We start from the raw sequence: 17,853 nt of genomic DNA on the forward strand, positions 1-17,853 counted from the left end.
CTCCCGTGCGGAGCGGGCTCAGCGCCGGGTCGGCGGCAGCCCGGTGCGCTCCCGCACCTGACGCTTGGCGCGCAGGAGCATCCCGGTCATCCCGGCGATGCGCAGCGGCGACACGGCGCGCGTCAGCCCGATGCTCTGCGGGAAGTCGTCCGGAACGGCGAGGACGGCCTCCGGCGTGAGCCCGGTGAGGCCCTGGACGAGGATGCTCGCGAACCCGCGGGTCGTCGGCGCCTCGGCCGGAGCCGTGGCGTGCATGGCGACCAGGCCGTCCTCGACCGTCACCGAGATGTAGACAGGTGACTGGCACTCGGCGACCCGCTCGTACATCTCGGGGTGCTCGGCGACCTCTGCGGGGACGGCCGGGAGCTCGCCGGAGAACTCCAAGAGGAGCTGGAGGCGTTCGGACTCGGGGAGCTCGAGGAACTCGTCACGGATCTCGGCGAGGGTGTCCGGAAGTGCGGTGGTCATCCCTGCAATCGTCTCATGTGCAGACCGCTCCGGGGGCAGGGAACGCTCCGGGCGGCGTTCAGGCGCGCAGGGAGCCGGGCTCGCTCCCGGTCACGATCGGGACGCGTACCGCACTGCCCCACTCGGTCCAGGAGCCGTCGTAGTTGCGCACGTCGTCGAAGCCGAGGAGGTGCTTGAGGACGAACCAGGTGTGGCTGGAGCGCTCGCCGATCCGGCAGTAGGCGACGATCGGCTCCTCACCGGTGATCCCCGCCCCGTCACGGTAGATGGCCTCGAGCTCGGCGCGCGGGCGGAAGCCGCCGTCCTCGGCGACCGCCTTCGCCCACGGCACGCTCTGGGCGGTCGGGATGTGTCCGGCGCGCAGAGCGCCCTCCTCGGGATAGGCCGGCGCGCTCGTCCGCTCCCCGCTGTACTCCTCCGGCGAGCGGACGTCGATGAGCGGCTTGCCGATGTGGGCGAGCACGTCCTCCTTGTAGGCGCGCAGGAGCGTGTCGTCCCGCTCGACCACCGGGTAGTCCGTCGGCGCGGGCGTCGGCGCATCGGTCGTGATCTCGCGGCCCTCGGCGATCCAGCGGTCACGGCCGCCGTCGAGGAGCCGCACGTCCTGATGGCCGAAGAGGGAGAACACCCAGAGGGCGTAGGCGGCCCACCAGTTGTTCTTGTCGCCGTAGATGACGACCGTGTCATCGCGGGAGATGCCCTTGCGCCCGAGCAGCTCCGCGAAGCCCTCGCCGTCCACGTAGTCGCGCACGACCGGGTCGTTGAGCTCGGTGTGCCAGTCGACCTTCACGGCGCCGGGGATGTGGCCGGTCTCGTACAGCAGCACGTCTTCGTCCGACTCGACGACGGTCAGACCGGGCTCCCCGAGACGGGCGGCCAGCCATTCCGTGGTGACCAGGCGGCCCGGCTCCGCGTACTCGGCGAACTTGGCGGACGAGGTGTCGAACTCGACGGTCACAGGGGGCTCCTCGGTGAAGTCGGCGCGGATTCGGCCGAGCGATCGACGGCGTAGGGTTGATCCGTCTCCTCGACGATAGATCCCCTCGCGCGCATGCGCACCCGATTCGTAAGACTTCGACACAGGAACCGAATGACCGACCAGGCGCCCCGTGCGGGCATCGTCCACCTCATCGATCGCCAGCCGCAGGTCTCCGGGGCCGAGATGCTCGCCAGCCTCGTCCCGCCGCCGCAGTTCGGCGGCGCGACGTTCGAGAGCTACCGCGCGGATCCGGCCTATCCCTCGCAGGAGGAGTCGAAGCAGATCCTCATGCGCTTCGCCGGCGGCGCCGCGCCCGTCAAACGACAGGGGCTGTTCCGCCGGGGTCCGAAGGAGCCGGAGATCAAGCCGGGCGTCTACCTCGACGGCGGCTTCGGGGTGGGCAAGACCCACCTCCTCGCCTCGATCTACCACGCGATGCCCGCGCGCAGGAAGTACTTCGGGTCGTTCATCGAGTACACGGCGCTCGTCGGAGCCCTCGGATACAAGAACACGGTCGATCTGCTCAAGGGGGCCGACCTCCTCTGCATCGACGAGTTCGAGCTGGACGATCCGGGCGACACGATGGTCATGACGAGGATGCTCGGCGAGCTGGTGGCCTCGGGGACCCGCCTGGCCGCGACCTCGAACACCCCGCCGAACGCGCTGGGGGAGGGGCGGTTCGCCGCGCAGGACTTCCTGCGCGAGATCCACCAGATGTCCGACAGCTTCCAGACCATCCGGATCGACGGCGTCGACTTCCGTCAGCGCGCGCTCGACGGGCATTCTCAGACTCTCGACGAGGCGGCGTACGCAGCCGAGGTCGCGCGGATCGCCGAGTCCCACGAGGTCTCCGACGATGGGTTCGAGGAGCTCGTGCGGCACCTCGCCAAGGTCCATCCTTCGCGCTACATCCGACTCCTCACCGGGCTCGCGGCCCTCGGTCTGCGCGAGGTCCACCAGCTCACCGACCAGTCCGAGGCGCTCCGGTTCGTCGCCTTCGTCGACCGCGCCTATGACGCGCAGATCCCGATCCTCGCGAGTGGTCTCGGCCTCGACGAGGTCTTCGCTCCGGAGATGCTCGGCGGCGGCTACCGCAAGAAGTACCTCCGGGCGATCTCGCGGCTGAACGCGCTGACCCACGCCGCCCGTCCCTGAGCCGATCGCGTAACACGCTGTTCACACAGCGGGCCGGTTCGTAACCGGCCCGCAACACGACGCGACCTCGCGGGAAACGTCGCGTCGCCATGCTTGCCTCACTCTTCCGAAAGCGAGGTACGACATGGATGCACCGGGGAACATCGCCTGGGCGGTGACCGCGACGGCGCTGGTGCTGCTGATGACGCCGGGGGTGGCGTTCTTCTATGGCGGTCTGGTCAAGGCCAAGAGCGTCGTGAGCATGATGATGATGAGCTTCGGCTCGATCGGTCTCGTCGCCGTGCTCTGGATCCTCTACGGATCCTCGATGAGCGCGGTCGATGACCCCGGCGCCTTCGCGGGCAACCCGTTCGCGGATTTCGGTCTCGCCTCGATCGCGGACTCCCCGGCGGCCAACGTGTCGCTGCTGACCGTCGCCTATGGCGCGACGTTCGCGATCATCACGGTCGCCCTGATCTCCGGCGCGATCGCGGACCGGGCGAAGTTCGGGCCGTGGCTCATCTTCGTCGGCGTCTTCGCCACGCTCGGCTACTTCCCGATCGCCGCCTGGGTGTGGGGCGGCGGATGGATCATGAACCTCGGCACCACGCTCTTCGGGGCCGACAGCGGCATCGCGGTGATCGACTACGCCGGTGGCACGGCGGTGCACATCAACGCCGGCGCCGCGGCCCTTGCGCTGTCGATCGTGCTGGGCAAGCGCATCGGCTTCCAGAAGGGCATCCAGAAGCCGCACAACGTCCCGCTGACGCTCCTCGGCGCCGCCCTGCTCTGGTTCGGCTGGTTCGGCTTCAACGCCGGCGCGGAGTGGACCTCGGCAGACATGGGCAAGGTCGGGCTGATCTCGATCAACACCCTGGGCGCGACCGCCGCGGCGATCCTCGGCTGGATCCTCGTGGAGAAGATCAAGGACGGCAAGCCCACCTCGGTGGGTGCTGCGTCCGGCGCCGTCGCGGGGCTGGTCGCGATCACGCCCGCCTGCGCGAACCTCGCCCCGGGATGGGCGCTGCTCCTGGGCGCCGTGGCGGGCGTCGCGTGCGCCCTCGCGGTCGAGATGAAGTACCGCCTCGGCTTCGACGACTCCCTCGACGTCGTCGGGATCCATCTGGTCGGCGGGTTCCTCGGGACGATCTATCTCGGCTTCTTCGCCACCGGCCAGGGGCTGTTCACGGGCGGTGACCTGCGGCTGCTGGCCGTGCAGGTGATCGCCTCCGGCGGCGTCCTCGTCTACTCCTTCGTCGTCGCCCTGGTGATCGGGCTCGCGATCGAGAAGACCATCGGGTTCCGCGTCACCAGCGAGGACGAGATCGCGGGCGTCGACCTCGTGGTGCACGGGGAGAACGGCTACGCGCTGACCTCCTGACGGGCGCCGCCGACGGAGGGGACGGGCGAGCGCGGATAGGGTGTCGTCGTGAGCAGATCAGGCAACGGCATCCTGTCCGCGCTTCTCGGCGCGGCGGCGGCGATCGTCCGCGCGGTCACGCGGGGAGGCGAGCGGACCACGACGCCGTCACGGCGTCCCGCTCCCGGCGGGGCGACCATCGCTCCCGGGACGTCCCCGGGACAGGGCGGCGGGACGGACACGGTCGAGGTCGATCCCCGGTCGGTCGGGCGGCTCGCCCTCGACTACAGCCCGGATCGCGACGGCGACCCGGATGCGGGGGAGATCATCTGGACCTGGGTCCCGTACGCGGAGCGCGACGGCCGGGGCAAGGACCGACCGGTGCTCGTGATCGCCCGGCAGAGCGCCGACCGCGTCTACGCGGTCAAGCTCACGAGCAAGTCGCACGATGACGAACGCGACTACCTCTCCATCGGATCCGGTCCCTGGGACGGACAGGGGCGGGAGTCCTGGGTCGACATCGACCAGCTCTACAGCGTGCACCGACGCGGCATGCGCCGCGAGGCGGCCGCCCTGGACCGGGAGCGCTACGACCGGGTCGCCTCGGTCCTGGAGCGTCGATACGGATGGGGACCCACGTCCTGACATCGCGGACCGCGGAGCTCGGGCTGCGGGGCCTGGACTGCGGAGCTCGGGCTGCGGGGCTTGGGCCGCGGGCTTGGGAGGCACGGACGAAGCTCCGCGCGGGATTGGTACGGCCGGCCGAACGCCGCGGATGCCCGTTCGGCGAGGATGGCACCATCCGCGACGCCGCGGACGCCCCGTCCGGGGATCGCGAAGGAGAGCAGATCGCATGAGCGACTTCCACGAACTGACCGTTCCCGGTGACTGTCCCCTCAGCGTGCGGGACTACGGCGGCTCGGGTCCCGGCGTCCTCCTCCTGCACGGCGCGGGGCGCAACCTCGAGGACTGGACGCCGTTCGCGGAGAACCTCGTCGCGGACCACCGCGTCGTCTCCATGGACTTCCGTAACCACGGACGCTCCGGCAGCGGGCCCTGGACGTGGGAGGCCGTGCTCGCCGACGTCGATCGTGTGATCGTCGCCACGGGCCTCATCGCGCCCGCGCTCGTCGGACACTCGCTCGGGGGCATGGTCGGCGCGCTCTACGCGGTCCGCGGCGGGTCCGTCTCTGGCGTCGTCAATCTCGACGGGTACGGCAGCGGGACGCCCGATCAGTATGTGGGCCTTGATCCTGTGGTGGTCCAGGAGCATCTGCGGACGATCCAGGAGGCGGCGCCGATGGGGAGCCCGGACGCTGCGGGGCCGCTCACACCGGACGGCGTCTCGGCGATCGTGCAGGCCCACCTATCCCAGGCATCGGTGCTGGGCCTTCCGGTGGCCTTGGAGCTCGCCGGCGTCGGGCGCTCCCTCCAGGACGGCCCGGACGGCGGACTGGTCGTCCAGCCGAGCGCGGAGGACATCCGTGAGCTGGTGGCGGCCCTCGTCGAGGTCGACTGGATGGACGATGTCTTCGGACGGATCGAGTCGCCGTTCCTCATCTACCGCTGTGAGGCGCTCGACGGCGTCGAGGGGGAGGCTCTGGCCTTCATGGAGGCGTACGCACTCGGTCTCCGTCGCGATCTGGACGAGATCTCGGCACGGGCGGCGAACGTCACGGTGCGCTACCTGGACGCCCACCACGGACTCGTCCTCACGATGCCCGAGGTACTGGCGGAGGACACCCGCGCGTTCATCGCCGCCATCGACGCAAGGACTCCGGTTCCCGTGCACTGAGCGGGTTCGCGCCGGAGGTCCGCACGCAGGGGCGGACGCCCTACGCTGAGAACGTGGCGCAGAGCATCCTCATCACGTCCGCAGAAGGCCATTCCGGCAAGTCGCTGATCGCGCTCGGCGTGATCGACGCGCTGAGCCGGGCGACTCCCCGGATCGGGGTGTTCCGCCCGATCACGCGATCGGCCGACGGTGCCGACGACGTGCTCGACATGCTGCTCGCCAGGGCCGACATCGGTCTCACCGCGTCCCAGAGCGTCGGCGTCAGCTATGACGAGCTCCGCCAGGACCCGGATGCCGCGCTCGGCCGGATCGTCGAGCGGTACCGGACGATGGAGGCGCAGTGCGACGCCGTCGTGATCCTCGGCAGCGACTACACGGACGTCGCGAGCCCCGCCGAGCTCGCGATGAACGCCCGGATCGCCGCGAACCTGGGCGCGCCGGTGCTGCTGGTGCTCGGTGGGCGGGAGCAGCAGGGGCACGGGGAGCAGCTCGGCGTCACGTCGGCACGGACACCGGAGCAGGTGTCGCAGGTGCTCCCGCTGGCCCTCGCGGAGCTCGCCGAGGAGCGCGCCGAGCTGAGCGCCGTCGTCGTGAACCGTGCGGACCCTGAGCTGCTGGAGGAGACCGTGTCCGCCGTGCGTGCGGTGCTCGACGCCGCGGGGCGCGACGGGGTGCCGGTGTGGGCGCTCCCGGAGGAGCGGAGCCTGGTCGCGCCGTCGGTCCGGGGCATCCTGGACTCGCTCGAGGGCCGCATGATCCGCGGTGACGAGGAGCTTCTCGATCGCGAGGTGCTCGGTGTGGTGATCGCCGGGATGTCGATGGTCAACGTGCTTCCGCGCCTGATCGAGAGCGCCGTGATCGTGATCCCCGCCGACCGCGCGGACGTGCTGCTCGCGACCCTGCTCGCGCAGGCGTCCGGCACCTTCCCGTCCGTCTCCGCGATCGTCCTCAACGGCCCCTTCGCGCTGCCGGAGTCGATCGACCGGCTGATGGACGGGCTCGGCCCGACCCTGCCGATCATCGCGACCGACCTCGGCACCTACGACACGACCGTGCGGGTGATGAACACGCCCGGTCGGCTCTCCACGGACGCGCCCCATCGGGTGGATCGGGCGCGGACGCTGTTCGAGCGTCATGTGGACGTCCCGTCGCTGATCGACGTCCTCGGGGTCGCGCACTCCAGCGTCGTCACACCGCTGATGTTCCAGTACGAGCTGTTCGATCGTGCGCGCGGCGACCGCCGTCGGATCGTCCTGCCGGAAGGCAGTGACGACCGGGTCCTCCGCGCTGCGGGCACGGTCCTCGAACGGGGGATCGCCGATCTCGTGATCCTCGGGGACGAGGCGGCTCTCCGTTCCCGCGCGCAGGAGCTCGGCGTCGATCTGGACGGCGCGCGGATCATCTCGCCGACCGATCCGGCCTATGTCCGTCCGTTCGCGGAGGAGTACGCGCGGCTGCGCGCGCACAAGGGCGTCACCCTCGATCAGGCCGCGGACACGGTCACGGACGTGTCGTACTTCGGGACGCTGATGGTGCACCTGGGCATGGCCGACGGCATGGTCTCGGGTGCCGCGCACACCACGGCGCACACGATCCGGCCCGCGTTCGAGATCATCAAGACCCGGCCCGGCGTGTCCGTCGTCTCCTCGGTGTTCTTCATGGCCCTGGCCGACCGGGTGCTGGTCTACGGCGACTGCGCGGTGATCCCGGATCCCACGAGCGAGCAGCTCGCGGACATCGCGGTCTCCTCGGCGACGACCGCCGCGCAGTTCGGGATCGAGCCCCGGGTGGCGATGCTCTCGTACTCGACGGGGGAGTCGGGGTCGGGGGTCGAGGTGGAGAAGGTGCGCGCGGCCACGGCGCTTGTCCGTGAGCGTGCTCCGGGGCTCGCCGTCGAAGGCCCCATCCAGTACGACGCGGCCGCCGACGCCGCGGTCGCCCGCGCCAAGATGCCCGACTCCGCCGTCGCGGGCAGGGCGACCGTCTTCGTCTTCCCCGATCTCAACACCGGCAACAACACCTACAAGGCCGTGCAGCGCTCGGCCGGCGCCGTGGCGGTCGGTCCTGTGCTCCAAGGACTGAACCGGCCGATCAACGACCTCTCCCGCGGCGCGCTGGTCGAGGACATCGTGAACACGATCGCGATCACGGCCATCCAGGCACAGGAGCAGGACGCCGAGGAGGCCCAGGCATGACCGTTGTCCTGATCGTCAACAGCGGTTCGTCGTCCTTCAAGTACCAGCTGCTGGACGTCGAGTCGGCCGAGCCCCTGGCCAGCGGCCTGGTCGAGCGGATCGGCGAGGCGACCGGCATCGCGTCCCACACCGTCACACGGGACGGAGAGAGCCTGACCACGGTCACGGAGCTGCCGATCCCCGATCACACCACGGGCTTCCACGCCATGCTCGACGCCTTCGCCGCGCAGGGGCCGTCCCTCGCCGAGAACGCGCCGGTGGCGGTGGGGCACCGCGTGGTCCATGGCGGCGCCCGGTACTTCGCGCCGACGCCGATCACCGCGGAGGTGGAGCGCGGGATCGACGAGCTCTCGGTGCTCGCCCCGCTGCACAATCCCGGTGCCCTGCAGGGGATCCGGGCGGCGAAGACGGCGTTCCCCGGCCTTCCGCACGTCGCGGTGTTCGACACCGCCTTCCACCAGACCCTGCCTCCTGCGGCCTACACCTACGCGATCGACAGGGAGATCGCTGCGGCGCACCGCGTCCGCCGCTACGGGTTCCACGGGACCTCGCACAAGTTCGTCTCCGAGGCGGCAGCTGCCTACCTCGGCCGCCCGGTCGAAGGGCTGAGGCAGATCGTCTTCCACCTGGGCAACGGCGCGTCGGTCGCCGCCGTCGACGGTGGACGCTCCGTTGAGACGTCCATGGGCATGACGCCGCTGGAGGGGCTGGTCATGGGCACGCGATCGGGGGACATCGATCCCGGTGCGCTCCTACAGCTCGGGCGCCGTGCGGGGATGACGATCGACGAGCTCGATGACCTGCTGAACAAGCGCAGCGGCCTGCTCGGGCTCGCGGGCGTCTCGGACATGCGCGACCTGCAGCGACGGGCGGTCGAGGGCGACGACGACGCGATGCTGGCCCTCGACGTGTACATCCACCGGCTGCGGGCCTATGCCGGCGCGTATCTCGCGCAGCTCGGCGGCGCCGACGTGATCTCGTTCACGGCCGGGGTGGGGGAGAACAACGCCCTGGTGCGTCGAGAGGCGCTCGCGACGCTCGGATTCGCCGGCGTCGAGGTCGATGCCGGGCGGAACGAATCCGCCGAGCGGGGGATCCGGGTGATCTCCGCCGACTCCTCGCGCGTCACGGTCCTGGTGGTGCCGACGAACGAGGAGCTCGAGATCGGCCGTCAGACGTTGGCGGTGGCATCGGCCTAACCAGCGGTGCGGCTGCGACGACGCAACGACTGAGCTGTTCTCCACCCGCTCCGCCTCTTCTCCACCCGTTCTCCACCCGCCGGGTGGTGCCGCGGAGAGTCCGGTCGGAGGAGCGTGGACGTCATGAACCCGCAACTCGTCATCAACGTCCTGCTCATCGTCGGCGTGCTCGTCCTGGTCGGATATCGGCAGTCGACCTGGCGCGCCGTCGTCCCCGAGCGCATGTGGAGAGCGCCGATCGTCGTGGGCGTGGTCGGTCTCGTGCTCCTCGCCCCCTCGGCGGCCTCCATGACCTCGGTGGACATCGCCGCGATCGTGGTCGAGCTCGTGATCGCGCTCGGGACCGGCGCGTGGATGGGCGCGATCGCCCGTTTCCGGCGCAGCGATCCGACGGGCGCCGCCCGAGGCCGGGGGCCGACAGGCGAGTACGAGTCGCGCACGGGCTGGTGGGGGATGGCTCTGTGGATCCTCGTTCTCGCGCTCCGCGTCGGCGTCGATCTGCTGGCGGCGGGCTTCGGCGCCCACTCCCTGGTCTCGGCCGGGATGATCCTGCTCCTGGTCTCGGTGAACCGCGCGGCGCGCGCGGCCGTCCTCTCCTCTCGGCTCGCGCGGCTCGCCGCGGAGCCCGGCGGGGGCTCTGCGCGGCTCGGTGTCCCGCGCGTGTGAGGAGCTCGTCCTCGCCGTCGGCGGACGGAGCGGGCGACATGGCGCAGGATGGAGGGATGATCGTGAGGGCGAAGCTGTTCTCGGCGCTGCTGACGACGGTCGTCGCGCTCGTCGTCGGGGGATGGGCCCTGATGCGCGGTGCGGACGGTGCATGGCCGTCCTGGGCGACGGCATCGCTCGTCCTCGCCCTGGCCTCCTGGCTGGCGCGTGCGGTTCTCGAACTGGTGGGACGCCCCGTCGCCGCCGTGGTGCCGGCTCTCCTCGCCGTCCTGTTCGGCGCGGTGTCGGCACCCGTCACCGACGGACTGGGACTGGTGCCCTTGATCGCCGGGGTCGTCGCGCTGATGGCAGGCCCCGTCCTCGCGATCGTGCCGGCGATCGCGGTCGTGGTGGCCGCGGTCGTCGTCCTCGTCCTGGGCGCGGCGATCGACGGCCTCACACCGCTAGCAACGCTCGCGATGGCCGGTGGGACGCTGTTCGGCGGCCTCAGCGGCTACAGTCGCCGCGTCGCCCGGACAGCGCAGGAGCGCGAGACGCTCCTCGCCAGACGGGAGCTCCGGTTGCGCGAGGAGCAGGCACGGATCGAGATCGCACGGGATCTGCACGATGTGCTCGCCCACTCGCTCGGCGGCCTGGTGATCCAGCTGGACGCGGCCGAGGCGCTGTTGGAGGCCGACCGCGTCTCGGACGCCGCAGCCAAGGTCACCGCCGCACGGGGCCTCGCCGCGGCAGGGCTCGGCGAGGCGCGACGGGCGGTCGCGGCGCTCAGGGATCCCGCGGCGCTCGTCCCGAAAGAGGGGAGCGGGCCCGATCTGCGGAGCGGGATCGACGACCTCGTCGCCGCGCATGAGACCTTCGGCGGCCAGGTCGAGCTGGTCGTCCGAGAAGACGAGGCGAGGCGCGGGGAGCCGATCGACGGCGCGGCCGGGAGCATGCTGATCCACGTCCTTCAAGAGGGGCTCAGCAACGCCAGGAGACATGCGCCCGGCGCCCCTGTCCGTATCGACCTCGAACTGAGGGCGGAGGATGTGCGGATGAGCATCTCGAACCCGATGGCGGACACGCGGGTCGTGCGCGCCGAAGGAGGCGCCGGGGGCTTCGGGCTGGTCGGCATGAGCGAGCGCGTCGAGGCGCTGCCCGGCGGAGCCATCCGGCACGGCGTGGTCGACGGCCGTTTCGTCCTGACTGTGGAGGCGCGTCGATGAGCGGGGTCGATCCGACGCGGTCGATCCGCGTGCTGGTCGCGGACGACCAGGCGATCGTCCGCGAGGGGCTGGCGACGCTTCTGGATCTGCTGCCCGACGTCGAGGTCGTCGCCACCGCGGCGGACGGCGTCGAGGCGGTGGCGATGACCGTGCTCCATCGACCCGACGTCGTGCTGATGGACCTGCGGATGCCCCGGATGGACGGCGTCGCTGCAACGCTCCGCCTTCGTGCCGACCTCCCGGAGGCCGCGGTGCTCGTGCTGACCACCTACGCGGATGACGAGTCGATCCTGGCCGCGCTCCGTGCCGGTGCACGCGGCTACCTGACGAAGGATGCGGGGAGGGCGGAGCTCGCCGCCGCGATCCGTGCGGCGGCCGCGGGGCAGACGATCCTCTCTCCTGAGGTCGGCTTGAAGGTGATCGCCGCGACATCCGTACCGTCGACCGGTCCTGCGCCCGAGACCGGAGCGTCGATCCGTGCGCGTTTCCCCCTGCTGACGGCTCGAGAGTCGGAGGTGCTCGCCCTCATCGCGGCTGGGCGGGGCAATCCGGCGATCGCGGCGGAACTCTACGTCAGCGTCGCCACGGTCAAGAGCCACGTCAACACGATCTTCGCCAAGCTCGGCGTGGAGACTCGGGCATCCGCGATCGCCCTCGTCAGCGAGGCCTGAGAGGGCGGGACAGCAGAGGTGGGAACGGCGACGGCTCGTACGCCTGCCTTCTCCTGAGACGGGTCGGCGCAGCGCTCATGCCCCTAGGGGCTCTCACTTTCTGCTCCTGGGGCGCTTTCGCCCCCTAAAGAGGCGGTTTTTCCGCAGGATCGGCGGGAAGCCGCGGGTCCGCCGTCGGTGCGACGTTCCCTCCGCGCCGACCTGCACCGATCCGCACAGTAGTCAGACTTCGCCTGTGCTGGATAGAATCCGCCCCGAAAGGCTCCGCACCCGACTTGGGTTCATTGTCGCTTGGCGGTTTGAGAGGGGCTCAGGTGCGGGAACGTGTCGTCAACGGTCATGGCCATCGTGTCCGTTCGGAGATCCAGGCGCTCCGCGCGCTCGCGGTGCTTCTGGTCGTCGTCTACCACCTGTGGCCCGAGCGGCTGACCGGAGGGTACGTCGGCGTCGATGTGTTCTTCGTCATCAGCGGGTTCCTCATCACGCTCCACATCGCGCGCGGGATCCAGTCGGATCGCGGATTCTCGCTGCGCGAGTTCTATGCGCGTCGTGCGCGGAGGCTCCTGCCCGCCTCGCTGCTCGTCCTGCTCCTCGTCGGAGCGGTGACGCTCGTCCTGATGCCGCAGACGCTCTGGGAGGACTTCGGCACGCAGATCGCCGCAAGCGCGCTCTACGTCGAGAACTGGGTGCTCAACGCCCGTGCCGTCGACTACCTCGCACTGGGCGCACAGCCGAGTCCGGTGCAGCACTTCTGGTCGTTGTCGGCGGAGGAGCAGTTCTACCTCGTATGGCCGCTCCTGCTGCTCGTCGCCGCGGTGCTCGCAGTGAAGGCGGGGAAGCGGAGGATCTTCGGTCTCGTGCTCGCGATGGCATGCGTGACCCTCCTGTCGCTGAGCTACTCCGTCTTCGCCACGGCGACGGATCCTGCGTCGGCCTACTTCGTCACGCCCACGCGGGCCTGGGAGTTCGGGGCGGGCGGGCTCGCCGCACTGCTGCTCCCCGACCTCGTGGGCCACGAACGGATCCGGACCGTGCTGGCCTGGGGCGGATACGCGGGCATCTTCGTCGCGGCGTTTCTGTTCGACAGCGCGACCCCGTTCCCCGGATATGCAGCGCTCCTCCCCGTGGTCGCGACCGTACTGGTCATCGTCGCGGGCGATCCACGCACGCGGCTGACTCCCGCGTTCCTCACCGGCCGCAGGCCGGTCCAGTTCGTCGGAGGCATCTCCTATTCGATGTACCTGTGGCATTGGCCGCTGATCGTGTTCGTGCCGATCCTTGCGAGCGGCGTCGGCACGTCGCTCACCACCGTGCAAAAGGTCATCATCTTCGGAGCGACGCTCGTGCTTGGATGGCTGTCGAAGAAGTACATCGAGGATCCGTTCATCGGCGACGGCCTGCCCGCGCGGTGGCGTCGTCCCCGCGTGACGTTCACGGCGGTGGCCGCAGGCATGGTCATCGTCGCCGCCGTCGGCGTCACCGGGGCTGTCACGGTCGGCTCCCGTGCATCCGCGGCGACAGCGCTCGTCGCCCAGAGCCTGCAGTCCGACGACGCGTCCTGCCTCGGTGCCGCGACCCTCGTCGAGGAGGGATGCGCGGATTTCGCGACCGACCTCGTCATCCCGGATCCGGTGATCGCGCGACAGGATCTCGTAGCCCAGGACTGCCAGCAGCGCGCCGGACGCGCCGAGGTGATCCGTTGCGAGTTCGGTCCGGAGGACGGCGGGACGCGAGTCGTGCTCCTCGGCGACTCGCACGCGAACCAGTGGCTCCCGGCGCTGACCGCGATCGCCGAGAAGCGGGACTGGCATCTGACCACCTACTTCAAATCGAGCTGTCCCTTCTCCGTCGCCGACTTCCGCAACCCGTCGTGCACGGAGTGGAACGCCGCTGTCCGCGCCGAGCTGGAGGCCTCCCGATTCGATATCGCGATCGTCGCGAGCGGCTCCGGCCTGGAGGCGATCGCGGCGAAGCAGGACGCGTTGGAGACGGCGACGGCCGGCGTCGTGGGCGCGTGGGGCTCGCTCACGGCGACGGGCGCACGGATCATCCCGATCGCGGACACGCCCCGCCCCGATCGCGCAGGGATCACCGACCCGCCGAGTTGCGTCGCCGAGGGGCGGGACTGCGACCTTCCGGCGAACAAGGCCCTCGGCGACGACCCTCTCGTCGAGGGCGCGAAGGCCAGTGGCATTCCGATCATCGACATGAACGATCTGCTGTGCAGTGCGGGGGTCTGCCCGGCGATCATCGGCGGCGTTCTCGCCTATCGGGACGGGAACCATCTGACCGGCGCTTACGTCACGACGCTCACGCCCTACCTCGACGAGAGGATCCACGCGCCGAGGGGCTGAGCGGGCTACGTAACGCGATCGGCGTCTGGACGGCGTGCCGGGAGCCGCGCCGAGATCAGCACCAGCACCGGGACCAGCGCACACAGGCCGGCCGACACCAGGAAGGTCGTGCTCGACGCCGGATCGCGGCCGATGAGGAGGATCAGGGCCGGGACGAAGGTCCCTCCCACGGCCCCGCACGCGACGAGCGCTCCGGTGACGGCGGCGCTGCGGGCGGGGTCGAGCCGGTCGAGCGCGATGCCGAGGATGAGCCCGTAGCTGGGGGAGAGGAGCACCACTGCGGCGCCCAGTGCGAGAAGCGCGCCCGCGGGAGCAGGGCCGACAAGCATCCCCGCCGTCGCGATCAGGACGGCGGCACCGCTCGTCGCGGAGGCGAGGATGACCAGCGGCGGCACGGAAAGGCGGCGCAGGGTCGCCGCGCCGAAGCGGCCGAGCGCCATCAGGGCCCAGAACGCCGAGGTCCCCAGAGCCGCGGTGCCGGGGTCGATCTCGAGGATCCGCTCCGGGATCGCAGCGGACCAGCCGGACAGCACCGTCTCGACCCCGACGTAGAGCGGCAGCGCCACCGCGAATGGCAGGAGGAAGCGCAGCCCGCGGACGTCGCGGCGTGCAGGAGCGTCGGCCCGGGGCGCGGCGGGTACGGGGCCCGCGAGCATCGCGGCGGCGAGGAGCGGCACGGCGGCGAGGACGACGAGCAGCGGACGCGTGCCGGAAGCGGCGGCGACGAGGAGCGGTGTGGCGGCGGCGCACACGGCGACCGTGCCGAGCAGCGCGCTGAGCAGCCCCGTCGCGCTGCCGACGACCGCGGACTTCGCGGACACGGAGCCGGAGGCCTCGACCAGCCCGAACCCGAACCCGGCGAGCGCCGCGGCGGCGATGAAGACGGCGGGAGCGTCCGCCAGGGCAACGGCGACGATGGCCGCTGCCTGGAGCACGCTGCCGAGCATCAGCGCGGTCCGAGGCGGGCGCCTCATGAGCAGCGGACCCGACGCCAGGACGCCGACGAGGAGGCCGCCGAACAGCGCAGGGACCGCCGCGCTGAGGTCGGAGCCGATCGCACGCTCCGCCGAGGGGAGGATCGCAGGGACGAACGCGGCGGTGACGCCGAGGCTCGCGAAGGCCGCGAAGAGGGCCGTCCTGGTGCGGGTGCCGCTCTCGATCACGCGCTGCCGGCCTGGACGCGGTGCACGGCGGCGAAGGTGTCGCGCAGCGCTTCCATCGAGCGGTCGTAGTTCGACTGGGCCACGCCGATGAAGATGCAGTCGACCACCATGAGCTGGGCGATCCGGCTGCCCAGCGCGCCGGAGCGGAACCCGGTCTCGCGGGCGGCCGTGGTGAGGACGATGTCGGCCTGATCGGCCAGGGGCGCGCCGGCGTGATTCGTGATCGCGATGGTCGTCGCACCGGCTCTGCGGGCGAGCAGGAGGAACTCGATGGTGTCGGTGGTCGCGCCGCTGTGGGAGACCGCGATCGCGACGTTGCCGGCGCCGAGCGTCGCCGCCGAGGTCCAGGCGGCGTGCGGGTCGGACCATTCCAGCGCCGTGCGCCCGATGCGGGTGAGCTTGCGCTGCAGGTCCAGGCCGACGATGGAGCTGGCTCCGACGCCGAAGATGTCGACCCGGGTCGATGCGGTGATGGCCTCGACGGATGCGCGCAGCGACTCGGTGTCGAGCACCTTCGCCGTGTCCGCGAGGGAGAGGGTCTCGGCGAGGGAGACCTTGGCGACGATGTCGGCGAGGGTGTCGTTGCGATCGATGTCTCCGGAGACGGCGGGGAGCGCCGCGGTATCGAACGTCTCCCGCTCCACGTCCCGCAGCACGTGGTTGCGGAGCTCTCGCACATGCTCGTAGCCGAGTCGTTTGCAGAACCGCACGACGGAGGTGGTGGAGGTCTCGCAGCGCGTGGCGAGCTCGGCGACCGAGAGCCCGGCGGTGCCGGCGGGGTCCGCGAGGAACAGATCGGCGATGCGCTGCTCGCTCGGACGCAGCTCGGGGCGGATCGCGCGCATGCGGACGAGCACGGGGTGTGCGCCCGCATCGTCGCGGGCGGCTTCATGAGGCATGGGGTCTCCGATCGGTGTCTCATACTGTAGAGGAACTTCTGTTACATCAGAAGCGACATTCGTGTACTTTTGGTACTTACCCAGACCGACGATGTTCACGGGGCGATCAGGCAGCACCGCCTGAGCCTGCACCAGGGCGACGTGGTCCCAGCCAGGAGGAATCTGCAATGAGCACAGCACGGCGGGCGTCATTCGGCGCTCTCACTGCCACGGGCGTCGCATTGGCGCTCGTGATCACCGGTTGTTCCGCACCAGCGTCCGATCCCAAGCCCTCGCAGGGCGCGGTGGGCGGCGATCTCGTCATCGGCGTCACCAGCGACCCCGACACCCTGTTCCCCTGGAAGGCGACGCAGTTCCAGGCCGTCAACGTCCTGCAGAACCTGTACGGCACGCTGACCGAGTTCGACAAGGACCTCAACGTGGTCCCGGGCCTCGCCGAGTCCTGGGACGTCTCGGACGACGGTCTGACCGTGACCTTCCACCTCCGCAAGGGCGTCACCTTCGCCGACGGCAGCACGTTCGGCTCCGAGGACGTCAAGTACTCGCTCGACGCGATCGCGGCCGAGGGCACCGCGGCCGTCGCACGCAGCTCCCTCGCCTCGGTCGCCGCGGTCGAGGCCACCGACGCGACCACGGTGACCCTCACGCTGCGCGCACCCGACGCCGCACTGCCCGCGAACCTCGCCGTGATCAACATGGCGATGCTCTCCGCGGATGACACGGAGGAGAAGCTGAACACCACGCCGAACGGCACCGGTCCCTTCGTCCTCGACGCGCGCAAGGCGAGCCAGTCGATCACGCTCGCCAAGAACGATGGCTACTGGGGCGACAAGGCCCTTCTCGACACGGTCGAGTTCCGCGTGATCCCCGACGAGTCCTCGATCGTCTCCGCGATGCAGTCCGGCAACATCCAGCTGGCCGTGTTCGATGACCCGCTGGTCGCCCAGACGGCGGAGGGCGGCAACGTCAAGGTGGCGACGACCCCGCAGCTGAGCTATCACGCGCTGCAGCTGAACGCCACGCGAGGCGATCTCGCCGACGTCAACGTCCGCCTGGCCATCCAGTGCGCGATCGACCGCAAGGAGGTGCTCGACACCGCCGCCCTCGGCGAGGGCGAGGTCACCGGTCCCATCACGTCCCCCGCCTACAAGTCGGATCCGGATGCGCGTCCGTGCCCGACGCGCGATGTCGACAAGGCCGCCGAGTACCTGAAGAAGGCGGGCAAGGAGGGCGGCGTCACCATCAAGACGATCGTCTCCCAGGGCGAGTACGCCACCTCGGTGAACGAGGCTCAGAATCTCAAGGCCCAGCTCGCCGACGCGAAGATCACGCTCGATCTCGAGGTCCTGGAGTCCGGAGCGTTCGTCGACCGCTGGATCGCTGCCGACTTCGACGCCGCCGTCGCGCTCAACGGCGGTCGTCCCGACCCCGACGGCATGTACGGCCGCTACTTCACCAGCACCGGAAACCTGAACAAGGTCGCCGGCTACTCCTCGCCCGAGCTCGACGCGCTGTTCGCCGAGGGCCGTCAGACGGCGGACCCCGAGAAGCGCAAGGACATCTACGCGAAGGTCTCGAAGAACCTCGAGGACAACGCCGCGTGGATCTGGCTGTTCACCAGCTACACCTACACGGCCACGGCGTCGACCGTCGACGGCTTCGCCCCGATGGCGAACGGCTCGCTGCAGTACCTGCGGAGCACATCCATCAAGTAGCGGATCGAGGGGGCGCGGCCGACCGCGCCCCCTCCTTCCCCGACGACAGG

The 17,853-nt window shown here is 70.4% G+C and carries 15 protein-coding genes; 11 read left to right on the plus strand and 4 right to left on the minus strand.

Going from position 1 to position 17,853, the window contains the following annotated elements:
• Positions 1-18: 18 nt before the first annotated feature.
• Together J2Y69_RS03800 and J2Y69_RS03805 are read right to left on the minus strand one after the other, a co-directional pair.
• The gene (locus J2Y69_RS03800) at positions 19-468 is read right to left on the minus strand and encodes a SufE family protein (RefSeq protein WP_310017704.1); all 450 of its coding nucleotides are present in this window, start codon (positions 466-468) and stop codon (positions 19-21) included.
• Between the two features lie 58 nt (positions 469-526).
• On the minus strand, positions 527-1,426 hold the full coding sequence (locus J2Y69_RS03805; RefSeq protein ID WP_310017706.1) for a sulfurtransferase: 900 nt from the start codon (positions 1,424-1,426) through the stop codon (positions 527-529).
• Between the two features lie 132 nt (positions 1,427-1,558).
• Here J2Y69_RS03805 and zapE point away from each other — a divergent pair, with 132 nt between their 5' ends.
• The 10 genes from zapE to J2Y69_RS03855 all read left to right on the plus strand — a co-directional run bounded on the left by zapE (position 1,559) and on the right by J2Y69_RS03855 (position 14,026).
• On the plus strand, positions 1,559-2,602 hold the full coding sequence (gene zapE / locus J2Y69_RS03810) for a cell division protein ZapE (RefSeq protein ID WP_310017708.1): 1,044 nt from the start codon (positions 1,559-1,561) through the stop codon (positions 2,600-2,602).
• A gap of 124 nt (positions 2,603-2,726) precedes the next feature.
• Positions 2,727-3,962, plus strand: a complete 1,236-nt coding sequence (locus J2Y69_RS03815; protein ID WP_310017711.1) for an ammonium transporter — start codon at positions 2,727-2,729, stop codon at positions 3,960-3,962.
• A 48-nt stretch (positions 3,963-4,010) separates the two neighbouring features.
• Positions 4,011-4,586, plus strand: a complete 576-nt coding sequence (locus tag J2Y69_RS03820; RefSeq protein ID WP_310017712.1) for a type II toxin-antitoxin system PemK/MazF family toxin — start codon at positions 4,011-4,013, stop codon at positions 4,584-4,586.
• 208 nt (positions 4,587-4,794) lie between these two features.
• The gene (locus J2Y69_RS03825; protein WP_310017714.1) at positions 4,795-5,736 is read left to right on the plus strand and encodes an alpha/beta fold hydrolase; all 942 of its coding nucleotides are present in this window, start codon (positions 4,795-4,797) and stop codon (positions 5,734-5,736) included.
• Between the two features lie 53 nt (positions 5,737-5,789).
• Entirely contained in the window at positions 5,790-7,931 is a 2,142-nt protein-coding gene (pta, locus tag J2Y69_RS03830; RefSeq protein WP_310017717.1) for a phosphate acetyltransferase, read from the plus strand.
• Entirely contained in the window at positions 7,928-9,130 is a 1,203-nt protein-coding gene (locus J2Y69_RS03835; protein WP_310017719.1) for an acetate/propionate family kinase, read from the plus strand. The genes pta and J2Y69_RS03835 overlap by 4 nt, the downstream gene beginning before the upstream one ends.
• 123 nt (positions 9,131-9,253) lie before the next feature.
• Positions 9,254-9,796 carry a hypothetical protein gene (locus J2Y69_RS03840; RefSeq protein WP_310017721.1) on the plus strand — a complete coding sequence of 181 codons (543 nt, stop codon included), beginning with the start codon at positions 9,254-9,256 and terminating at the stop codon, positions 9,794-9,796.
• 56 nt (positions 9,797-9,852) lie between these two features.
• Positions 9,853-11,001, plus strand: coding sequence for a histidine kinase (locus tag J2Y69_RS03845; RefSeq protein WP_310017723.1), 1,149 nt, complete (start codon positions 9,853-9,855; stop codon positions 10,999-11,001).
• A complete protein-coding gene (locus J2Y69_RS03850; RefSeq protein ID WP_310017724.1) occupies positions 10,998-11,672 on the plus strand; it encodes a response regulator transcription factor in 675 nt (224 codons plus the stop codon). The genes J2Y69_RS03845 and J2Y69_RS03850 overlap by 4 nt, the downstream gene beginning before the upstream one ends.
• A 314-nt stretch (positions 11,673-11,986) precedes the next feature.
• Complete coding sequence (locus J2Y69_RS03855; protein ID WP_310017726.1) at positions 11,987-14,026, plus strand: acyltransferase family protein; 2,040 nt, start codon at positions 11,987-11,989, stop codon at positions 14,024-14,026.
• Between the two features lie 5 nt (positions 14,027-14,031).
• On the opposite strand, the gene J2Y69_RS03860 is transcribed toward J2Y69_RS03855, so the two are convergent.
• Positions 14,032-15,189: an MFS transporter gene (locus J2Y69_RS03860; protein WP_310017729.1), complete on the minus strand. Its 1,158-nt coding sequence runs from the start codon at positions 15,187-15,189 to the stop codon at positions 14,032-14,034.
• Complete coding sequence (locus J2Y69_RS03865) at positions 15,186-16,088, minus strand: MurR/RpiR family transcriptional regulator (RefSeq protein WP_310017731.1); 903 nt, start codon at positions 16,086-16,088, stop codon at positions 15,186-15,188. Before J2Y69_RS03865 ends, J2Y69_RS03860 begins: the two co-directional genes overlap by 4 nt.
• A 167-nt stretch (positions 16,089-16,255) precedes the next feature.
• Here J2Y69_RS03865 and J2Y69_RS03870 point away from each other — a divergent pair, with 167 nt between their 5' ends.
• Complete coding sequence (locus J2Y69_RS03870) at positions 16,256-17,803, plus strand: ABC transporter substrate-binding protein (RefSeq protein WP_310017733.1); 1,548 nt, start codon at positions 16,256-16,258, stop codon at positions 17,801-17,803.
• Positions 17,804-17,853: the final 50 nt, after the last annotated feature.

The organism is Microbacterium resistens (assembly GCF_031456305.1).
In the GTDB taxonomy this organism is placed as follows: domain Bacteria; phylum Actinomycetota; class Actinomycetes; order Actinomycetales; family Microbacteriaceae; genus Microbacterium; species Microbacterium resistens_A.